The sequence below is a fragment of the Streptomyces sp. NPDC088194 genome (genome assembly GCF_040702025.1).
Taxonomy (GTDB): domain Bacteria; phylum Actinomycetota; class Actinomycetes; order Streptomycetales; family Streptomycetaceae; genus Actinacidiphila.
The window spans coordinates 1-18,606 of the sequence record NZ_JBFBIV010000009.1; the positions used below are offsets into that span (position 1 = coordinate 1).

At 73.3% G+C, this 18,606-nt stretch carries 14 protein-coding genes, 1 tRNA gene and 1 pseudogene; 13 read left to right on the top strand and 3 right to left on the bottom strand.

What is annotated here, in order from left to right:
* The first annotated feature begins 249 nt into the window (after positions 1 to 249).
* From AB0399_RS06740 to AB0399_RS06785, 10 genes and pseudogenes are all read left to right on the top strand, one after another.
* On the top strand, positions 250 to 1,368 hold the full coding sequence (locus AB0399_RS06740; RefSeq protein ID WP_366410477.1) for a TIGR03364 family FAD-dependent oxidoreductase: 1,119 nt from the start codon (positions 250 to 252) through the stop codon (positions 1,366 to 1,368).
* Positions 1,365 to 2,084: a phosphonatase-like hydrolase gene (locus tag AB0399_RS06745; protein WP_366410478.1), complete on the top strand. Its 720-nt coding sequence runs from the start codon at positions 1,365 to 1,367 to the stop codon at positions 2,082 to 2,084. The genes AB0399_RS06740 and AB0399_RS06745 overlap by 4 nt, the downstream gene beginning before the upstream one ends.
* A gap of 109 nt (positions 2,085 to 2,193) precedes the next feature.
* Positions 2,194 to 3,258: pseudogene (locus tag AB0399_RS06750) on the top strand (ABC transporter ATP-binding protein); the annotation flags it as partial.
* A 205-nt stretch (positions 3,259 to 3,463) separates the two neighbouring features.
* Positions 3,464 to 4,378 carry a 2-aminoethylphosphonate ABC transporter permease subunit gene (locus tag AB0399_RS06755; RefSeq protein WP_366410479.1) on the top strand — a complete coding sequence of 305 codons (915 nt, stop codon included), beginning with the start codon at positions 3,464 to 3,466 and terminating at the stop codon, positions 4,376 to 4,378.
* Complete coding sequence (locus tag AB0399_RS06760) at positions 4,365 to 5,162, top strand: ABC transporter permease subunit (RefSeq protein ID WP_328464481.1); 798 nt, start codon at positions 4,365 to 4,367, stop codon at positions 5,160 to 5,162. Before AB0399_RS06755 ends, AB0399_RS06760 begins: the two co-directional genes overlap by 14 nt.
* An 87-nt stretch (positions 5,163 to 5,249) precedes the next feature.
* Positions 5,250 to 6,341, top strand: a complete 1,092-nt coding sequence (locus AB0399_RS06765; protein ID WP_329369139.1) for a 2-aminoethylphosphonate ABC transporter substrate-binding protein — start codon at positions 5,250 to 5,252, stop codon at positions 6,339 to 6,341.
* 89 nt (positions 6,342 to 6,430) lie between these two features.
* Positions 6,431 to 7,210, top strand: coding sequence for an HAD-IIA family hydrolase (locus AB0399_RS06770; RefSeq protein ID WP_329369140.1), 780 nt, complete (start codon positions 6,431 to 6,433; stop codon positions 7,208 to 7,210).
* Positions 7,211 to 7,434: 224 nt separating this feature from the next.
* Complete coding sequence (locus AB0399_RS06775; RefSeq protein ID WP_329369141.1) at positions 7,435 to 8,112, top strand: hypothetical protein; 678 nt, start codon at positions 7,435 to 7,437, stop codon at positions 8,110 to 8,112.
* Between the two features lie 6 nt (positions 8,113 to 8,118).
* Complete coding sequence (locus tag AB0399_RS06780) at positions 8,119 to 8,820, top strand: class F sortase (protein ID WP_329369143.1); 702 nt, start codon at positions 8,119 to 8,121, stop codon at positions 8,818 to 8,820.
* Positions 8,821 to 8,988: 168 nt separating this feature from the next.
* Positions 8,989 to 11,955: an FAD-binding and (Fe-S)-binding domain-containing protein gene (locus AB0399_RS06785; RefSeq protein ID WP_329369144.1), complete on the top strand. Its 2,967-nt coding sequence runs from the start codon at positions 8,989 to 8,991 to the stop codon at positions 11,953 to 11,955.
* A 67-nt stretch (positions 11,956 to 12,022) separates the two neighbouring features.
* Here the strand turns inward: AB0399_RS06785 and AB0399_RS06790 are convergent, their stop codons facing one another.
* Positions 12,023 to 13,231 (bottom strand): PP2C family protein-serine/threonine phosphatase, encoded by a 1,209-nt coding sequence (locus tag AB0399_RS06790; RefSeq protein ID WP_329369146.1) that lies wholly within the window; start codon positions 13,229 to 13,231, stop codon positions 12,023 to 12,025.
* A gap of 341 nt (positions 13,232 to 13,572) precedes the next feature.
* Here AB0399_RS06790 and AB0399_RS06795 point away from each other — a divergent pair, with 341 nt between their 5' ends.
* A complete protein-coding gene (locus AB0399_RS06795; protein WP_366410480.1) occupies positions 13,573 to 15,009 on the top strand; it encodes a M1 family metallopeptidase in 1,437 nt (478 codons plus the stop codon).
* A 76-nt stretch (positions 15,010 to 15,085) separates the two neighbouring features.
* Entirely contained in the window at positions 15,086 to 15,916 is an 831-nt protein-coding gene (locus AB0399_RS06800) for a pentapeptide repeat-containing protein (RefSeq protein WP_366410481.1), read from the top strand.
* 67 nt (positions 15,917 to 15,983) lie between these two features.
* Here the strand turns inward: AB0399_RS06800 and AB0399_RS06805 are convergent.
* Together AB0399_RS06805 and AB0399_RS06810 are read right to left on the bottom strand one after the other, a co-directional pair.
* Positions 15,984 to 16,057, bottom strand: a tRNA-Lys gene (locus AB0399_RS06805).
* A 45-nt stretch (positions 16,058 to 16,102) separates the two neighbouring features.
* Positions 16,103 to 16,861 carry an IclR family transcriptional regulator C-terminal domain-containing protein gene (locus AB0399_RS06810; RefSeq protein ID WP_328474113.1) on the bottom strand — a complete coding sequence of 253 codons (759 nt, stop codon included), beginning with the start codon at positions 16,859 to 16,861 and terminating at the stop codon, positions 16,103 to 16,105.
* Positions 16,862 to 17,259: 398 nt separating this feature from the next.
* Here AB0399_RS06810 and AB0399_RS06815 point away from each other — a divergent pair, with 398 nt between their 5' ends.
* A complete protein-coding gene (locus AB0399_RS06815; protein ID WP_366410482.1) occupies positions 17,260 to 18,384 on the top strand; it encodes an LLM class flavin-dependent oxidoreductase in 1,125 nt (374 codons plus the stop codon).
* The last annotated feature ends 222 nt before the right edge of the window (positions 18,385 to 18,606 follow it).

Consider the following 18,606-nt stretch of genomic DNA (forward strand, 5'->3'; position numbering starts at 1 on the left):
ACCCGCCCCGCCCCAACACCCCCACCGTCCAACTGGTCGGCCCGACCAAAGCCAACCCAACCCGCCGGAAAATAACCTAAATCACCGGTATTGGGACCAGGAGACGTCAGGGGGCGCCCCTGAAACGGTGTGGCCGTCCTCCTGATATCACGGAACGGTAACGGGTCTAGGCCAAGTTTGGAGCCTTGTTCACCGGGGCGACCGTATCCCGTTGTGTCGCGGACATCTGCGGTCGCGAACGTCGGGGTCGTGAGAGTCACTGTCGTAGGAGCCGGGGTGCTGGGCACCATGCACGCCTGGCATGCAATCGAACGCGGCCACGAGGTCGTCCACCTGGAGCGGGAGCGCGAGGCGCGCGGCGCCTCCGTCCGCAACTTCGGCCTGGTGTGGGTCGGGGGCAGAGCGGTCGGCGCGGAGCTGGAGACGGCGCTGCGCGCCCGGGAGCTGTGGGAGGAGATCGGCGCGAAGGTGCCGGGCGCCGGCTTCCGGGCGAACGGCTCGCTGACGGTGGTGCGCACGCCCGCCGAGCAGGCGGTCGCCGAGGACGTGCTGGGCCGGACCGACGCCGCCGAGCGCGGCTACAAGTGGCTGTCGCCGGCCGAGGTCCGCGCGTACAACCCGGCGCTGGGCGGCGACTTCCTCGGCGCGCTGCTGTGCGAGAAGGACGCCGCGGTCGAGCCGCGCACCACGCTGCCCGCGCTGCGCGCCCACCTGGCCGCGACCGGCCGCTACACGTTCGTACCCGGCCGGGAGGTCCGCGACGTGGCGACGGGCTCGGTCCGGGACGACCACGGCACGGTGTACCGCTCGGACAGCGTGGTGCTGGCGACCGGCGCCTGGCTGGGCGGCCTGGTCAGGGAACTGGCCCCGGAGCTGCCGGTGCGCCGGGTCCGGCTGCAGATGGCGCAGACCGCGCCGCTGGGCGAGGCGCTCACCACGTCGGTCGCCGACGGCGACAGCTTCCGCTACTACCCCGCATACGCCGGCGCCGCCCTGGAGGCGCTGCGCTCCGGCGAGCCGCAGCCGCCGGTCGCGGCCGAGCACCGGATGCAGCTGCTGATGGTCCAGCGGCTCGACGGCGGCCTGACCATCGGCGACACCCACGAGTACGACGAGGCGTTCGCCTTCGACGTGACCGAGGACCCCTACGAGCACCTGCGCGAGCGGGCCGCCGCCCTGCTCGGCCGCCCGCTGCCGCCCATCCGGCGCCGCTGGGCCGGGGTGTACGCGCAGACCGTCGACACCGCCGAGGTCGTCCACCGCGAGCAGGTGCTCGACGGGGTGTGGCTGGTCACCGGGCCCGGCGGACGCGGCATGACCTGCTCGCCCGCGATCGGCGAGACCACTGCGAACCGAATCGGCTGGTGAACACCGTGACCTCCACCCCCACCTCGACCCCGTCCCCTTCCCCCGCGCCCACGCTGGTCGTGCTCGACATGGCCGGCACCACCGTCGCCGACGGCGGGCTGGTGGAGTCGGCCTTCTCCCGGGCCGCGCAGGAGCTGGGCGTCGAGCCCGGCAGCGCCGACCACGCCGAGAAGCTCGACTACGTCCGCGCCACCATGGGCGAGTCGAAGATCACCGTCTTCCGCGCCCTGTTCAGCACGGAGGAGACCGCCCAGCGCGGCAACTCCGCCTTCGAACGCGCCTACGCCGAGCTGGTCGACGGCGGGCAGTGCGAGCCGCTGCCCGGCGCCGAGGAGGCGATCCGCGAACTGCGCGCGCAGGGCCGCAAGGTCGTCCTGACCACCGGGTTCGCCCGCACCACCCAGGACGCCATCCTCGACGCCCTGGGCTGGCAGGACATCGCCGACCTCACCCTGTGCCCGGCCGACGCCGGCCGCGGCCGCCCGCACCCGGACATGGTGCTCACCGCGCTGCTGCGCACCGGCACCGAGTCCGTGCGGCACGTCGCGGTGGCCGGTGACACGGCGTACGACATGCTCAGCGGCGTACGGGCCGGCGCGGCGGTCGTGGCCGGGGTCACCAGCGGCGCGCACGACGAGCCCCGGCTGCGGGCGGCGGGCGCCACCCACGTGCTCGGGTCGGTCGCCGAACTCCCGGCGCTGCTCGGGGGGTCGTGACATGACCCGCACGAGCACCGCCACCTCCTCCGCCCCGGGCGCGGCCACCGGCCCCGGCACCCTCAAGGGGGCCGCGGGTCCGGCCCGCGCCGCCGGCCCCGCCTCCGGCATCCGCTTCGACCACGTCAGCGTCACGTACGGCGCCACCACCGTCCTGGACGCGCTGGACCTGACCGTCGAACCCGGCGAGGTGATGGCCCTGCTCGGCCCGTCCGGCTCCGGCAAGACCACTGCGCTGCGGGCGGTCGCCGGGTTCGTCCACCCCTCCGCCGGGCGGGTGCTGATCGGCGGCCGGGACGTCACCGGCCTGCCCCCGTACAAGCGCGGCATCGGCATGGTGGTGCAGCAGTACGCGCTCTTCCCGCACCTGCGGGTCGAGCAGAACGTCGCGTTCGGGCTGAAGGCGAACCGTACGCCGCGCGCCGAGGTGGGCCCGCGGGTCGCGGCCGCGCTGGAGATGACCGGCATGGCCGGGTACGCGCGCCGCTACCCGCGCGAGCTGTCCGGCGGGCAGCAGCAGCGGGTCGCGATCGCCCGCGCGCTGGCCATCCGGCCGGGCGTGCTGCTGCTGGACGAGCCGCTGTCGGCGCTCGACGCCCAGTTGCGCTCGGGCATGCTCGCCGAACTCGCCCGGCTGCACCGCGAACTGCCCGACGTGTCGATCCTCTACGTCACCCACGACCAGATCGAGGCGCTCACCCTGGCCGACCGGATCGCCGTCCTGGACCGGGCCAGGCTGCAGGACTGCGGCACGCCGCACGAGCTGTACCGCACCCCGCGCACCGCCTTCACCGCGAGCTTCGTCGGCAGCGCCAACCTGCTGCGGGTGCGGGCCGAGGGCGACGGCGTGTTCCGGCTCGGTACGGCCGCGCTGCGCGTCGAGGTGCCGGCACCGGCTCCGGCCGCCGGCGCGGAGGCGACGGTGTGCCTGCGCCCGCACGTGCTGCGGCAGACGCCGCTCACCGCCGAGCCGGGCACGGAGGAGGTCAACGTGCTGCGCGGCACCGTCACCGCCGTGCAGTGGCGCGGCCACACCCACCGGCTGCTGGTCGACGCGTACGGGAGCGAACTGCGCGCCGACGTCGGCGACCTGCGGCAGCCGCCGGGGGTCGGCGAACCGGTCGCGCTCACCTTCGACGCGCAGGACGCGGTGCTGCTGCCCGGCGGCCTGGCCGCGGACGGCACGGACCGAGCCCCCGAACCCGCCCCCGGGCGCGACGGCGGCTCCGGGAACGGCGGCTCCGGGAACGGCGGTCCCGCGAACGGTGGCTCCGCGAACGGTGGCTCCGCGAACGGTGGCTCCGCGAACGGCGGTCCCGCGGGCGACGGCTCCGCGGGCGACGGCTCCGCGAACGGCGGCGACGGGGGAGGTGCCGGCGATGGCGTCGGCTAGCGCGGGCTCGACCGCGGTCGGCCCGCGGGTGGACGGCGACAGCAGGCCCAGGCGCCCGCGCGCCGTACCGGCCTGGCTGTGGGCGGTGCCCCCGGTCGCCGGACTCGGCCTGGTCTTCCTCTATCCGCTGGTCCTGGTGGTCAAGCAGTCCTTCTCGCCCGACGCGGGCGGGCACTCCGCCAAGCCCTGGTCGCAGGTGTTCCAGGAGCAGTCCTTCCGCAAGGCGCTGTGGAACACCGTGTGGATCGCGGCCGGTTCCACCGCGGGCTGCCTGGTCCTCGGCTTCCTGCTCGCCCTGGTGATCGCCTTCGTGCCGTTCCCCGGCGGGAAGGTGCTCAGCCGGTTCATCGACATCTTCCTCGCCTTCCCGTCCTTCCTGATCACCCTCGCGCTGCTGTTCATCTACGGCACGGTCGGCATGGCCAACGGGCTGTGGACGGACGCGACCGGAGCGGCCGCCGGACCGGTCGACTTCCTGCACACCCCCTGGGGCGTGCTGCTCGCCGAGGTCACCTACTTCACGCCGTTCGTGATGCGGCCGCTGCTCGCGGCGTTCTCGCAGGTCGACACGGCCCAGCTGGAGGCCGCCTCGTCGCTGGGCGCGCGGGCGCCGCGGATCGTCCGGCAGGTGATCCTGCCCGAGGCGCTGCCGTCGCTGGCCGCAGGCGGCGGACTCGTCCTGGTGCTGTGCCTCAACGAGTTCGGGATCGTGCTGTTCACCGGCGCGAAGAACACCACGACGCTGCCGATGCTCGTCTACAGCAAGGCGATCCTCGACGGGGACTACCCGGGGGCGTGCGTCGTCGCGGTGGTCTCGGTGGTGCTGTCGGTCTCCTTGTACGGGCTCTACCGGGTCCTGGTGGCCCGCACCACGGGAGGTGCACGCCGTGCTGGTGCATAGCAGGCCGGGCCGGATCGCGTCCTGGGTGGTCTTCTTCGCGCTGTTCCTGCCGGTGTTCGCGCTGCCCTTCCTGGTCGTCCTGATGGCGTCGTTCGCGACGAACTGGAGCGGGGCCTTCCCCTCGCACGCCACGTTCGCGCACTACCGGGACATCGGGAGCGGCGACTCGCTGCACGCGCTCACCACGAGCCTGCTCACCGCGCTGTGCGCGAGTCTGCTCGCGCTCCTGGTCGGCGGGTGGGCGGCGCTGGCCGCGGAACGCCTGCGCGGGGGCGCCCGCAAGCTGCTCGACGGGCTGTTCGTGCTGCCGGTGGCGGTGCCGTCGGTGGTGGTCGGGCTGTCGCTGCTGGTCGCCTTCTCCAAGCCGCCGTTCCTGCTCAACGGCACCGCGAAGATCGTCATCCTCGCGCACACCGTGCTGGTCACCGCGTTCGCGTACCAGTCCGTCAGCGCGGCGCTGGCGCGGCTGGACCCGGCGTACGAGCAGAGCGCGGCGAGCCTCGGGGCGCGGCCGTCGTACGTGCTGTGGCGGGTCCGCATCCCCCTGCTGCTCCCGTCGCTCACGGCCGCCGCGGGGCTGTGCTTCGCGCTGTCCATGGGGGAGCTCTCGGCCACGATGATGCTCTACCCGCCGGACTGGATGCCGTTGCCCGTACAGATCTACGGCGCCACGAACCGGGGCTCGCTCTTCGAAGGAGCGGCGCTGGCGGTGGTGCTCATGGTCAGCACGCTCGTCGTGCTCCTGGTGATGGGCCGGATACGGACCCGGGCCGCCTTCCGCTGACCCGAACCACCTCCTGCCTCGCCCCTCGCCCCTTGCCCCTTGCCCCACCTCACAACAACGTTCATGACTCAAGGAGTTAGATCTGCCATGCGCAAGCGCAACAGCAGCAGCCGTCTGCTCAGCCCGATCGCCGCCGTGAGCGGGGTCGCCGTGATGGGCCTCGTCCTGGCCGGCTGCGGGGGTTCGTCGTCGGCGGACAGCGGCAAGCCGTCGACGACGGTGACGGTGTACAGCGCGGACGGGCTGCACACGGACACCGGGGACGGGTTCTACAACAAGGTCTTCAAGGACTTCACCGCGAAGACCGGGATCAAGGTCAAGTACGTGGAGGGCGGCTCCGGCGAGGTCGTGCAGCGGCTGGTGCGGGAGAAGTCGAACACGCAGGCCGACGTGGTGGTGACGCTTCCCCCGTTCATCCAGCAGGCGCAGGAGAAGGGGCTGCTGACGTCGTACAAGCCCGCCGGCGTGGACAAGGTGGCCGCGGCGGACAAGGACGCGGACGGCTCGTGGGAGTCGATCGTCAACAACTACCTGTGCTTCATCTACAACACCAAGGAACTCGCGCAGCCGCCGAAGACGTGGGACGACCTGCTGGACGGGAAGTTCAAGGGCAAGTTGCAGTACTCGACGCCGGGCGTCGCCGGTGACGGCACCGCCGTGGTGATCAAGGCGATGCACGACCTGGGCGGCAAGGACGCGGCGATGGCGTACCTGAAGAAGCTCCAGGCGAACAACGTGGGCCCGTCGGCGTCGACCGGCCAGCTCGCCCCGAAGGTCGACAAGGGCGAACTGCTCGTGGCCAACGGCGACGTGCAGATGAACTACGCCGACAAGGCGTCCATGCCGAACCAGGGCATCTTCTTCCCGGCGGCGAACGCGACCGGCAAGCCGACCACGTTCGCGCTGCCGTACGCGGCGGGTCTGGTGAAGAACGCCCCGCACGAGGACGCCGGCAAGAAGCTGCTGGACTACTTCCTCAGCCCGGCCGTGCAGCAGGAGGTCTCCTCGGTGGGCGGCGGCTTCGCCGCCCGCACCGACGTGACCGCGACCGACGCCAACGCGGCCGCCCTGAAGCAGATCATGGCGGGCGTGGACGTCTTCACGCCGGACTGGAAGGACATCAACGACAACCTCGACTCGTACGTCGAGGCGTGGAGGTCCGCCACCGGCAGCAGCTGATACCGCGGGCTGGACGGCCGGGGCGGGTGCGACCCGCCCCGGCTACGCTTGGTACATCTCAGGCGGTACCCAGGACAGGAGAGCGAGCCGTGTCGACACGCAAGCCGATCGAGTCGTGGCTGACCGACATGGACGGGGTGCTGATCCACGAAGGCACCCCGATTCCGGGCGCGGACGCGTTCCTCAAGGGGCTCAGGGCGTCGGGCAAGCCGTTCCTGGTGCTGACCAACAACTCCATCTACACCCCGCGCGACCTGCACGCGCGGCTGACCCGGATGGGTCTTGACGTGCCGGTGGGCAACATCTGGACCTCGGCGCTGGCCACCGCGAAGTTCCTCGACGACCAGCGGCCGGGCGGCACCGCGTACGTCATCGGCGAGGCGGGCCTGACCACCGCGCTGCACGACGTCGGCTACGTCCTGACCGACCACGCCCCGGACTACGTGGTGCTCGGCGAGACCCGCACCTACAGCTTCGAGGCGCTGACGAAGGCGATCCGGCTGATCAACGGCGGCGCCCGCTTCATCTGCACCAACCCCGACCAGACCGGCCCCTCGCCGGAGGGCGTGCTGCCGGCCGCGGGCTCGGTGGCGGCGCTGATCACGAAGGCGACCGGCAAGGACCCGTACTTCGTCGGCAAGCCGAACCCGCTGATGATGCGGGCCGGGCTGAACGTCATCGGCGCGCACTCCGAGAGCAGCGCGATGATCGGCGACCGGATGGACACCGACGTGCTGGCCGGGCTGGAGTCCGGCATGGAGACGTTCCTGGTGCTCACCGGGCTGACCACCCGCCCGGACATCGACCGCTACCCCTTCCGCCCGTCCCGGGTGGTCGACTCGATCGCGGACCTCGTCGACGAGATCTGACCCCCGGCACCGGCACCCTCCCGCACCGGCACCCCCCGGCACCGGCACCCTTTACGGCGGTCGGCCCGCACCCGTGAGCCGGACGCGCCGTTTTTACTCTCCGTAGACGAATAGTCACCCCAATGGACCACTGAGCCGCCGCTCGGAGTGCGGGCGGCGCCGGGCGGCGGAATCTTCGTAAGCACCGGGCGCGGGTCCCCGCTCCCGGCTGAGCGGAGGTCCTCATGTTTGGTCTGAAACTGCCCGCCATCGCTGCTGCCGGCGCCGTCGCCGTGCTCGCCGTGGGCGGCGTCTCCGGACTGCCGAAGCCGGCCGTCGCCGACGACGGCGGGGGAGGGTCGGGCAGCTCCTCGTCCAGCAGCTCGTCCAGTTCGTCGAGCTCGTCGAGCAGCTCGTCGTCCGGCGCGGGCAGCATGGACGTCTCGCCGCGGACCGTCGCCCCCGGCGGCGTGGTCTCCCTGCACCTTGCGACCTCCTGCAAGGCCGGGAAGAGCGCGACGGCCAGCGCCGACGTGTTCGTGGACACCGTGACCCTGGCCCCGGCCAGCGGCGGCCGGGGCATGGAGGGTGACGCGTTCATCAGGTCCGACGCCGTGCAGGGCTCGTACGCGATCGCGGTGCGCTGCCAGGACGGCACCAGCTCCGCCAGCGCGTCCATCACGGTCAGCACCAGCAGCAGCGTCACGCCGGTCAACCCGATCCACCCGGTCAACCCGGTGCCGGCCGGCGGTGGCGGCGCGGCCCGGCAGCTCGCCGCCCGCAGCGGCGGCGCCGAGCAGCTCGCCGCCGGTCCGGCGGCGGCCGGCGGCAGCACCGCTCCGCTGCTGGTCACCGGTGGTGTCGCGGCGGCCGGCCTGGCCGGTCTCGCGCTCTACCGGCGCCGCAGCGCGGCCCGCGGCTGACCCGGCATGCCCGAAGGGGAGGACGCGGAAGCGGTGCGGGCCGACACCCGGGCCAGGCCCGACAGCAAGACGTGGACGGCCCTGGCGGTCGGACTGCTCCTGCTGGCGGCCTGGCTGGTCGGCCACGGCTCCGGCGGCGGTACCGCAGCCGCCGGGGCCGTCCGCGCGCAGGCCGCGGCGGCGAACGACCACCCGCCGCACCTGTACGCGGCCCATGTCCCGCTGCCCGCGTCCGACCCGGTCCGGCTCGACATCGGCTCGATCGGGCTGCACGCCGACCTGGTCGGGCGCGGGCTGACCGACGGCACGATCGACCCGCCGCCGTACTCGACCCCGAAGGTGGCCGGCTGGTACACCGGCGGCCCGACCCCGGGGACGGCCGGCGCGGCGCTGATCGTCGGGCACGTGGACACCGAGACCGGTCCGGCGGTCTTCTTCCCGCTGAGCACGGTCAAGCCCGGCGCGCTGGTCGCGGTGACCCGGGCGGACCACTCGGTCGCGGACTTCTCGGTGGAGGCGGTCGAGGTGGTCCCGAAGGACCACTTCGACGCGACCCGGGTCTACGGCTCCGACGCCGCGGACCGCCCCGAGCTGCGGCTGATCACCTGTGGCGGCGACTTCGACAGCGCCCGGCAGGCGTACTCGGCGAACGTCGTGGTCTACGCCTCCCTGACCGGCTCGCGCGCGGCGCCCGGCAGCGGGGCTTAGGGTGCGGACAGGTGCAAGGATGCCCATCGAGGTGGGCGCGTACGGGGACGGAACGCCCGGCGGGGTTCCGTACCGGACGGCCGGCGGGACGACGGACGGAACGGCGTACGGAGTGGCCGGCGGAACGGTGTGCGAAGCGGTGTGACGATCCCCTTATCGGAGGTCCGGATGCCCAAGCGTGACCCGCGGGGGGACAGGTGGCGGCCCCTGCCCGCCGCGGATGTGCGTCCGGCGCCGGACCGGGTCGAGGAGGCCCGCGCGGCCGGCACCCCGCACGGGCTGCGCACCGACCTCGAAGCGCTGATCGGCCCGGGCAAGGTGCTCGGCGGCATCTCCGACCTGGTGCGCTACGCGTCCGACGCGAGCCCGTACCGCTTCGTGCCGCAGGTCGTGGTGGTCCCCGACAGCGTGCAGGACGTCGTCAAGCTGATGGGTTATGCCCGCGGGCAGCGCCGCAACCTGGTCTTCCGGGCGGCCGGCACCAGCCTGAACGGGCAGGCGCAGGGCGAGGACATCCTGGTGGACGTGCGGCGCCACTTCAGCGGGGTCGAGGTCGAGGCCGACGGCGCCCGCGCCCGGGTGCTGCCCGGGACCGTACTGGCCCGGGTGAACGCCGCGCTGGCCCGGCACCGGCGGGTGCTGGGGCCCGACCCGGCCAGCGCGGGCGCCGCCACCATCGGCGGGGTGCTGGCGAACAACGCCTCGGGGATGGCCGCCGGCACCAGCCGCGACTCCTACCGCACGGTCGTGTCGCTCACCGCGGTGCTGCCGTCCGGGACCGTGGTGGACACCGGCGACCCCGAGGCCGATGCGGCGCTGGCCGCCGCCGAACCCGAGCTGCACCAGGGCCTGCTGGACCTGAAGGACGAGATCGAGGGCGACCCGGGGCTGACCGCCCGTATCCGCGCCAAGCACGCGATCAAGAACACCAGCGGCTACCGGCTGGACGCCTTCCTCGACGCCGAGACCCCGGTGCAGATCCTGCGCGGGCTGATGGTCGGCTCGCAGGGCACCCTCGGCTTCGTCGCCGAGGCGGTCTACGAGACGCTGCCGGTCCGAGCCGCGGCCACCGCCGGGCTGCTCTTCTTCCCCACGCTCGACGCCGCCGCGGCCGCGGTGCCGCTCTTCGCGCAGGCCGGCGCGGAGGCCGTCGAGCTGATGGACGGCCATGTGCTGCGGGCGTCCGTCGGCGTGGCCGGGGTGCCGGCCGACTGGGAGGGGCTGCCGGCGGAGTGCGCCGCGCTGCTGGTGGAGTTCCAGGCCGCCGACGAGACGGAGCTTGCCGCGTACGAGCGGGCCGCGCGCCGGGTCTGCGACGACCTCGGGCTGGTCGCGCCGGTGCCCTCGGCCGGCAACGACTTCAGCCGCGACCCCGAGACGATCGGGCGGCTGTGGCGGGTCCGCAAGGCGTTCGTGGCCGCGGTCGGCGGTCGCCGTCCGCCCGGCACCACCCTGATCACCGAGGACTTCGCGGTGCCGCCGGCCCGGCTGGCCGAGGCGTGCGCGGAGTTGCTGGCGCTCCAGGAGCGGCACGGCTTCGACGCGGCGGTGGCCGGCCACGCCGCCCACGGCAACCTGCACTTCCTGCTCGCCTTCGACGCGGCCGACCCCGCCGACGTGGAACGGTACGCCGCCTTCATGGACGACTTCTGCCACACCGTCACCGAGCGGTTCGACGGATCGCTCAAGGCCGAACACGGCACTGGGCGCAACCTTGCTCCGTTCCTGGAGCTGGAGTGGGGCTCGCGCGCCACCGCCCTGATGTGGCGGGTCAAGGCGCTCCTGGACCCCGACGGCATCCTCGCCCCCCGCGTCGTTCTCGACCAGGACCCGCGCGGCCACCTGCGCGGCCTCAAGACGCTGCCCGCCACCGAGGCCGCCGCCGACCCCTGCATCGAGTGCGGCTTCTGCGAACCGGTCTGCCCCAGCCGGGACGTGACCACCACCCCCCGGCAACGGATCGTGCTGCGCCGCGAGATGTTCCGGCAGCCGGCCGGCTCGCCGGTGCTCCGCGAACTCCTCGACGCCTACGGCCACGACGCCGTCGACACCTGCGCCGGCGACTCGCTGTGCGCGGCCGCCTGCCCGGTCGGCATCGACACCGGCGCGCTGATGAGGGACTTCCGCCGGGCCGGGCACACCCGCGCCGAGCAGCGCGCCGCCGCCTCGCTCGCCACCCACTGGCCCACCGTGGAACGGGCCGTCCGCGCGGGCCTCGGCGCGGCCGGCGCCGTACGCGACCGGGCCGGCGACCGCCCGCTCACCTCCGCGAGCGGGCTCGCCCGCCGGGCGCTGCGGCCCGAACTCGTCCCCGAATGGCTGCCGGAGACCCCGGGGGCCGCGCCGCACCTGCCGCGGACGCAGCGGCAGGGCGCCGCCGCGGTCTACTTCCCCTCGTGCGTGAACCGGATCTTCGGCCCGCCGCGCGGCAGCGGCCGCGGCTGGGTGGTGCAGGCGCTGGTCACCCTCGCCGAGCGGGCCGGGCAGCCGCTGTGGATTCCGCCCGACGCGACCCGCGCCTGCTGCGCCACCATCTGGCACTCCAAGGGGTACGACGCGGGCAACGCGGTCATGGCGAACCGGGTCGTGGAGCACGCCTGGGCGTGGACCGGCGGCGGGCGGCTGCCCGTGGTCGTGGACGCCCAGTCCTGCGCGCTCGGGCTCTCCCGCGAGGTCGTGCCCTACCTCACCGACGCCAACCGCGAACTGCACGGGGAGCTGACCGTCGTCGACGCGGTGGCCTGGGCGGCCGGCCAGCTCCTGCCCAAGCTCTCGGTCACCCGGCCGATCGGGTCCGTGGTCCTGCACCCCACCTGCGCGGCGGTCCACCTCGGTGACGCCGCCGACACCGGCGACGGCGGGAGCGCGCTTGAGGCTGTCGCCCGGGCCTGCGCGCAGGACGTCGTCGTCCCCGACGACGCGGGGTGCTGCGGCTTCGCCGGGGACCGGGGCATGCTCCACGAATCGCTCACCGCCGCAGCGACCCGCCCCGAGGCGGAAGAGGTCGCCGCCCGCGCCTTCGACGCCCACCTCTCGGCGAACCGGATGTGCGAACTGGCCATGGAGCACGCCACGGGTGAGCCGTACGAGTCGGTCCTCCTCGCCCTGGAGCGGGTGACCCGCAGGGGGCCCTGACCCCCCGGGGTGCGTTCCGCCGGTGGAGGGACCACCCGTTGGTGGTGGGCTGAGCGGGGCGGGGGCCCTAGATGAGGGGTGGGTCCGGGGGGTGGGTGGGGAGGGGGCGGGGGATGGGGGAGAGGAGCAGGAGGACGACGTCGTCGGCGAGGGAACCGCCGGCGTGCTGCAACAGATCCGCGTAGACGCGCTCGACGGCGCCGTCGAGGTCGTGGCCGCAGCCGGCGACGAGGGGGCCGACCCGCTCCGAAAGCGGGTAGAAGGAGTTGTCGCGGGGGCTGCGCGCCTCGATCACACCGTCGGTGCACAGCACGAGGATGTCCCCGGGCAGCAGCGGCACCCGCCAGGGCGCGGGGCCCCGCGCGGCGCGGGCCGAGGCGTCGGAAGGCCCGGACCCGGGCGCGGACACCCGCGTGGGCGACGACGTCGAGACCATGTCCGCGAGCCCCAGCGGCACCCAGGGATCGACCGGCTCCAGCGTCTCCACGGAGCCGTCGCGCGAGACCCGCAGCGGCGCCACATGGCCGTAGTGCAGCAACTCGACGCTGTCCGGCTTGTCGAACTGCGCGAAGAGCGCGGTGATGAAGTCCCCGGTGTCCACGTGCCGCGCCACGCTCGTGTCGACCCGCGCGGCGACCGTGTCGAGCCCGCCCTCGTCGTACGCCGCCTCGCGGAACGCGCCGAGCACCACCGCCGAGGTCTGCACGGCGGCCAGCCCCTTGCCGCGGACGTCGCCGATGAGCGCGCGCACGCCGTGCGGGGTGTCCAGGACGGCGTAGAGGTCGCCGCCGATCTGGGCGGCATCGGCCGCGGAGACGTACCGCACCGCGAGCCGGAGCGTGCCGACGCGGGGCGCGGGCGGGTGCATCAGGGCGTGTTGGGCGGCCTCGGCGACGGAGGTGATCGCCGTGAACGCCTTCGCGCCGGTCTCCCGGCGCCAGGCGATGTAGATGCTGAAGAGGCTGACCAGGCAGTACGCGAAGAGCTGGCCGAACAGGACGTCGTGGTTCGGGATGTCGGTCACGCCGTCGTACGGCGACAGGGCGCCCTGGACGGCGACACCGAGCAGGCTGATGAACAGCGTGCGCTGCCAGCTGACGGTGATCGCGGCGAGCGGGGGCGCCGCCACGATGCCGGGGGTCAGAAAGTGGTCCTGGCCGGCGAGCAGGTCGGCGATGACCACGATGGCGAGCGCCGCCAGCGGCAGGGACAGGCCCATGCGGGAGAGGTAGTCGCTCTCCAGCCGCTGTACGGCTCGAACCCAGGCGTTCTTCACATGGTGTACCTATCTGGCCTTCCCGGCCGCGTCAGCCGCGCGCCTCCCACGCCACGGAACAACCGCCGGTCGGGACCGGCACCGCCATGACCAGGAACGCTCCGAACAGTTCCAACGTTCCCAGCTTCACCTGTGCGTGCAACCTGATGGCGAGCGCTACCCCGGCCGACCCGGTCCGCAAACATCCCGGCGGCAGGGAATTGCGCGCAGTGTTGCGCCGGGTGAAAGTTGTGCGACGGCAGGGGGAACAGGGGTGGCAGAGGCGCCGGTCTCTTCCTAGGGTCTGCATGTACCTGCCACCGTGGCCGGGTACGTCCTGACCCCGCGCTGGAGGAACCCCTGTGCGTTTCCGACTGATCGCGTCCACCGCCGTCGCCACCGCCTTCGGACTGCTGGCGATCCCGGCATCCGCGGCGAGCGCCGGCCCGGGCGCCCCGGGCATCGGCGACCCGTACTACCCGACGTACGGCAACGGCGGCTACGACGTCTCGCATTACGCGCTCGACCTCAGTTACCAGCCCACCACCGACACGCTCTCCGGCACCACCGTCGTCACCGCGACCGCCACCCAGGGGCTGACCAGCTTCGACCTGGACTTCGCGCTGGACGTCAGCAAGGTCACCGTCAACGGCCGGCCGGCCCGCTTCGCCTCCAGCGGCGAGCAGGAGTTGGTGATCACCCCGGACCGGACCATCGCCAAGGGACACCGCCTCACCGTCGCCGTCACCTACTCGGGGGTGCCCTCGAAGGTCCAGCGCTACGGCTTCACCTCCTGGATGCGCACCCCGGACGGCGGGGTCGCGGCCAACGAGCCGGAATCCGCGTGGTGGTGGTTCCCCAGCAACGACCACCCGGCCGACAAGGCCACCTACGACGTGAACGTCCGGGTGCCCAAGGGCGACCAGGCGATCAGCAACGGCGTGCTGGTCTCGCAGCACACCAGCGGCGGCTGGACCGGCTTCCACTGGGTGGAGGACAAGCCGCAGGCCACCTACCTCGCCACCCTCGCGGTCGGGCACTTCGACATCACCCACTCCCGCACCGGCACCGGCGTGCCCGTGGTCAACGCCTACAGCCCCGACCTGGACCCGGCCACCGCCGCCAACGCCAAGGCCAGCGTCGAGCGCACCGGCGAGATCGTCGACTTCCTCAGCGGCTACTTCGGGCCGTACCCGTTCGACTCGGCCGGCGGCTACGTCCCCGATGTCACCGCCGGCTTCGCGCTGGAGACGCAGACCCGGGTCTTCTACAGCCCGAAGTTCTTCACCAAGGGCCCGGACACCTCGGTGGTCGCGCACGAGCTGGCCCACCAGTGGTACGGCGACAGCGTCTCGCTGGAGCGCTGGTCCGACATCTGGCTCAACGAGGGCTTCGCCGGCTACGCCGAGTGGCTGTGGGCCGAGCACGAGCACACCGGCACCCCGCAGGAACTCGCCCAGCAGGTCTACGACGCCCACCCGGCCGACGACGCGTTCTGGACCGTCAAGCCCGGCGACCCGGGCGCCGCGAACCAGTTCGACGACGCCGTCTACGACCGCGGCGCCGTCGCGATCCAGGCGCTGCGCGACACCATCGGCGACACCGCGTTCCTGAAGCTGCTCAAGGCGTGGCCGACCCAGCACCGCTACGGCAACGGCACCATCGCCGAGTTCGAGTCGCTCGCCGAGCACCTGTCCGGCAAGGACCTGAGCGCCTTCTTCACCACCTGGCTCTACACCGCGGCCAAGCCCGCGGTCTTCCCGGCCGCGCCCGCCGCGAGCCGGTCCGCCGCGAACTGACCCGGCGCCGTACGGCACCATGGACCGCGGGCGGGGCCGGACCCCGCCCGCGGAACGGCCGTACGGAAGGAGCGCGGTGAGCGCAGGGGATGCCCGGTCGGGACAGTTGCCGCAGCTGCGGGCGGACTGCGGGAACTGCTTCGGCCTGTGCTGCGTGGCCCTCGCCTTCACCCGCTCCGCGGACTTCGCGGCCGACAAGCGCTCCGGCGAGCCGTGCGGCAACCTCACCGACGGCCACCGCTGCGGCATCCACACCCGGTTGCGGGCCGACGGCTACCGCGGCTGCACGGTCTACGACTGCTTCGGCGCCGGCCAGCAGGTGTCCCAGGTCACCTTCGGCGGCCGGGACTGGCGCGGTGCCCCCGACGGCGGCCGGGCGATGTTCGACGCGCTGCCCCGGATGCGCCAGCTGCACGAACTGCTCGCCTACCTCACCGAGGTCCGCGACCGGCCGGCCGCCGCCGCGCTGCACCCGGCCGCCGACCGCGAACTGGCCCGGGTACGGGCGCTGACCGGCCTCGACCCGGACCGGCTGGCCGCGCTCGACCTCGACGCCGAGCGCGCCGCGGTCAACCCGCTGCTGCTGCGGGGGAGCGAGCTGGTCAGGGCGCAGGCGCCCGGCCGCCGCCGCGCCGACCGGCGCGGCGCGGACCTCGTCGGCGCCCGGCTGCGCGGCGCGGACCTGCGGGGCGCCGATTTCCGCGGTGCCTGCCTGATCGCGGCCGACCTGCGCGGCGCGGACCTGCGGCTGGCCGACCTGATCGGCGCGGACCTGCGGGACGCGGACCTGCGCGGCGCGGATCTGACCGGGGCGCTCTTCCTCACCCGGTCCCAGGTGAACGCGGCGCGCGGCGACGCCCGTACCCGTATCGGGCCGGCGCTGGACCGGCCGGCGCACTGGAGCTGAGGGCCGCGCGGGCATGGAAAAGGCCATGGAAAAGGCCCCCCGCTCGCGCGAGGGGCCTCACCTCAGGTGCGCCGCCAGGGACTCGAACCCCGGACCCGCTGATTAAGAGTCAGCTGCTCTAACCAACTGAGCTAGCGGCGCCTGCTGACATGGAGATCGTACCGCATGGCGGGGCCGCGAAGAAAATCAGATGCTCATGCTCAGCAGCACCGGAGCGGCCCGCTCGTGCAGGGTGTCCACGGCCGGGCGCAGCCGGTGCGCCTGGGTGTACGGCATGGACAGCGCGAGGCAGGCGACGGTGTTGCCGATGGTGACCGGGATGGCCGCGCAGACGGTGCCGACCGCGTACTCCTGCAGGTCGAGGGTGGGGACGCTGGCGGGCTGCCGCTCCAGTTTGGTGAGCAGCACCCGGTCGTCGATCACGGTGCGGGAGGTGAGCCGGGCCGGACGGTGCCGGGACAGGTGCTCGCGGCGGCCGTTGTGGTCGAGCTGGGCGAGCAGGCACTTGCCGACCGCGCTGGCGTGTGCGGCGGAGCGGAAGTCGACCCACTCGTTGACCTTCGGCGCCTTCGGGCCGTCGGCGAAGTCGATGATCCGCACCTCGCCGTCGTCGTACCGGCTGAAGTAGACGGCGGCGTCGACCTCGTCGCGCAGCTTGATCAGGATCTCCTTGAGCTTCTCGGCGAGCGCCATGTCGCGGTTGGCGGCGCCGAGCAGGACCAGGGACTCGCCGACCACATAGCCGCCGCCCGGCAGGAATCCGAGGTAGCGTTCGCGGCGCAGCATGGAGAGCAACTGGCTGAGGTAGCTCAGCGGCACGCCGATCTCGCGGGCGAGCTGTTCGGCGCTGACGCCGTCGCGATGCGTGTTCACGGACTCCAGCACGCGCAGTGCGTACTGGACCGCGTACACCCCCGGTCCAACCTGTCGGTGCTCCAGCGCCACGGTGACCCCCTGCAAGGTAAGACCGTCTGCGTGCCTGGCCCCACCGCTGGTCGTGGGTCAGTGTCAAGGCCTGACCCGCGGTAGGACCGATACTCCACGATAGCGCCAATAGGCTTTCCGGCAGAGGTGGTTGAGAGTCGGTTGAAGGTTGTTCCGACCGCTCACAGCCGTATATGCAGGAAGAGGGCACGCTGGCATATGACATGGTCATTGCCCTCTTCGGGGTGATCTGCAATTGCTGTTCCGGCGGGGTGTGCCGGAAGCACGTGGGGGTGGGAATAAGGCGGTCGCGCGCTCCGGTTGCATCCAACGGACGCGCTGCGCCCGCACAGCACCTCGCCCCGGCGGGCCGGACCCGTCCGAGGGCACCACGATCGACGACCAAGGAGGCGCCCACCGTGGCCGACGCAAGCCTGCCCGACCCGGGACACGGCATCCGGGGGACGGTCCGCGGAAGCGCACCGGTGCCCCTGTCCGTACTGGATCTGGCCACCGTCGGCAGCGGCTTCACCGCCACCGACGCGCTGCGCACCAGCGTGGAGATCGCCCGGGTCGCCGAGACCCGTGGATACCACCGGATGTGGGTCGCCGAGCACCACTCGATGCCCGGCGTGGCCAGCTCCTCGCCCGCGGTGATCCTCGCCCACCTCGCCGCCCACACCGGCACCCTGCGGCTCGGCTCGGGCGGGGTCATGCTGCCCAATCACGCGCCCTTGGTGATCGCCGAGCAGTTCGGCACCCTGGAGGCGCTCGCGCCCGGCCGGATCGACCTGGGCCTGGGCCGCGCCCCCGGCACCGACGGCGCCACCGCCGCCGCGCTGCGCCGCACCGAGACCCTGCACGAGGGCGCCGACGACTTCCCGCGCCAGCTCGCCGAGCTGACCCGGTTCCTGGACGACGAGTTCCCCGACGGCCACCGCTACGCGCGTATCCACGCCATCCCCGGCCCGGTGCAGGGCAGTTCGCCCGGCGGGGTGCAGTCCCCGGCCCGGCCGAGCGTGTGGCTGCTGGGGTCCTCCGGCTTCAGCGCGCAGCTGGCCGGAGCGCTCGGGCTGCCGTTCTCCTTCGCGCACCACTTCTCCGCCGCCAACACGCTGCCCGCGCTGGCGCTGTACCGCGAGTCGTTCCGCCCCTCCGCCGTCCTGGACCGCCCCTACGCCTCGATCGGCGTGGCCGCGCTGGCCGCCGAGGACCCGGAGGCGGCCCGCCGGCAGGTGCTCACCGGCGCGCTGAGCATGCTGCGGCTGCGCACCGGCCGCCCCGGTCTGGTGCCGACCCCCGACGAGGCGGCGGCGTACCAGTTCAGCGCGATCGAGCGGGACTTCGTCGACTCCTGGCTGGGCAACGTGATCTACGGCGACCCGGCGGCGGTCCGCGCCGGCCTCGACGAGCTGGTGGAGCGCACCGGCGCCGACGAGCTGGTGATCACCGCCAACGCGCACACGCCGTCCGCCCGGCTGCGTTCGTACGAACTGATCGCGGACGCGTACGACTTCCCGAAGGACGTCGCCGCGACCTCCTGAGCACGCGCCGGCCCGCCGGCCCCGCTTGGGCGCACGGGCGGAACGGGCGAGCGGAACAGACGAACTGAACGGACGAGCGGAACGGACGAGCCGTCGTCGGTCGAGAGGCCGGCGGCGGCTCCTTCGCGTGTCCGCGCCGTGTCCGCGCCGCGTCCGCGCCGGTTAAAGGCCGGTTACCGGCGGGTCGGTGGTCCGGCGCCGCGGGTGGGCGACGGCGCCGGC

What these genes read in the sequence shown, in the direction of transcription:
- AB0399_RS06755 (WP_366410479.1), top strand. Translation starts at nt 3,464, where the DNA reads ATGGCGTCGGCTAGCGCGGGCTCGACCGCGGTCGGCCCGCGGGTGGAC.
- AB0399_RS06765 (WP_329369139.1), top strand. Translation starts at nt 5,250, where the DNA reads ATGCGCAAGCGCAACAGCAGCAGCCGTCTGCTCAGCCCGATCGCCGCC.
- AB0399_RS06775 (WP_329369141.1), top strand. Translation starts at nt 7,435, where the DNA reads ATGTTTGGTCTGAAACTGCCCGCCATCGCTGCTGCCGGCGCCGTCGCC.
- AB0399_RS06780 (WP_329369143.1), top strand. Translation starts at nt 8,119, where the DNA reads ATGCCCGAAGGGGAGGACGCGGAAGCGGTGCGGGCCGACACCCGGGCC.
- AB0399_RS06785 (WP_329369144.1), top strand. Translation starts at nt 8,989, where the DNA reads ATGCCCAAGCGTGACCCGCGGGGGGACAGGTGGCGGCCCCTGCCCGCC.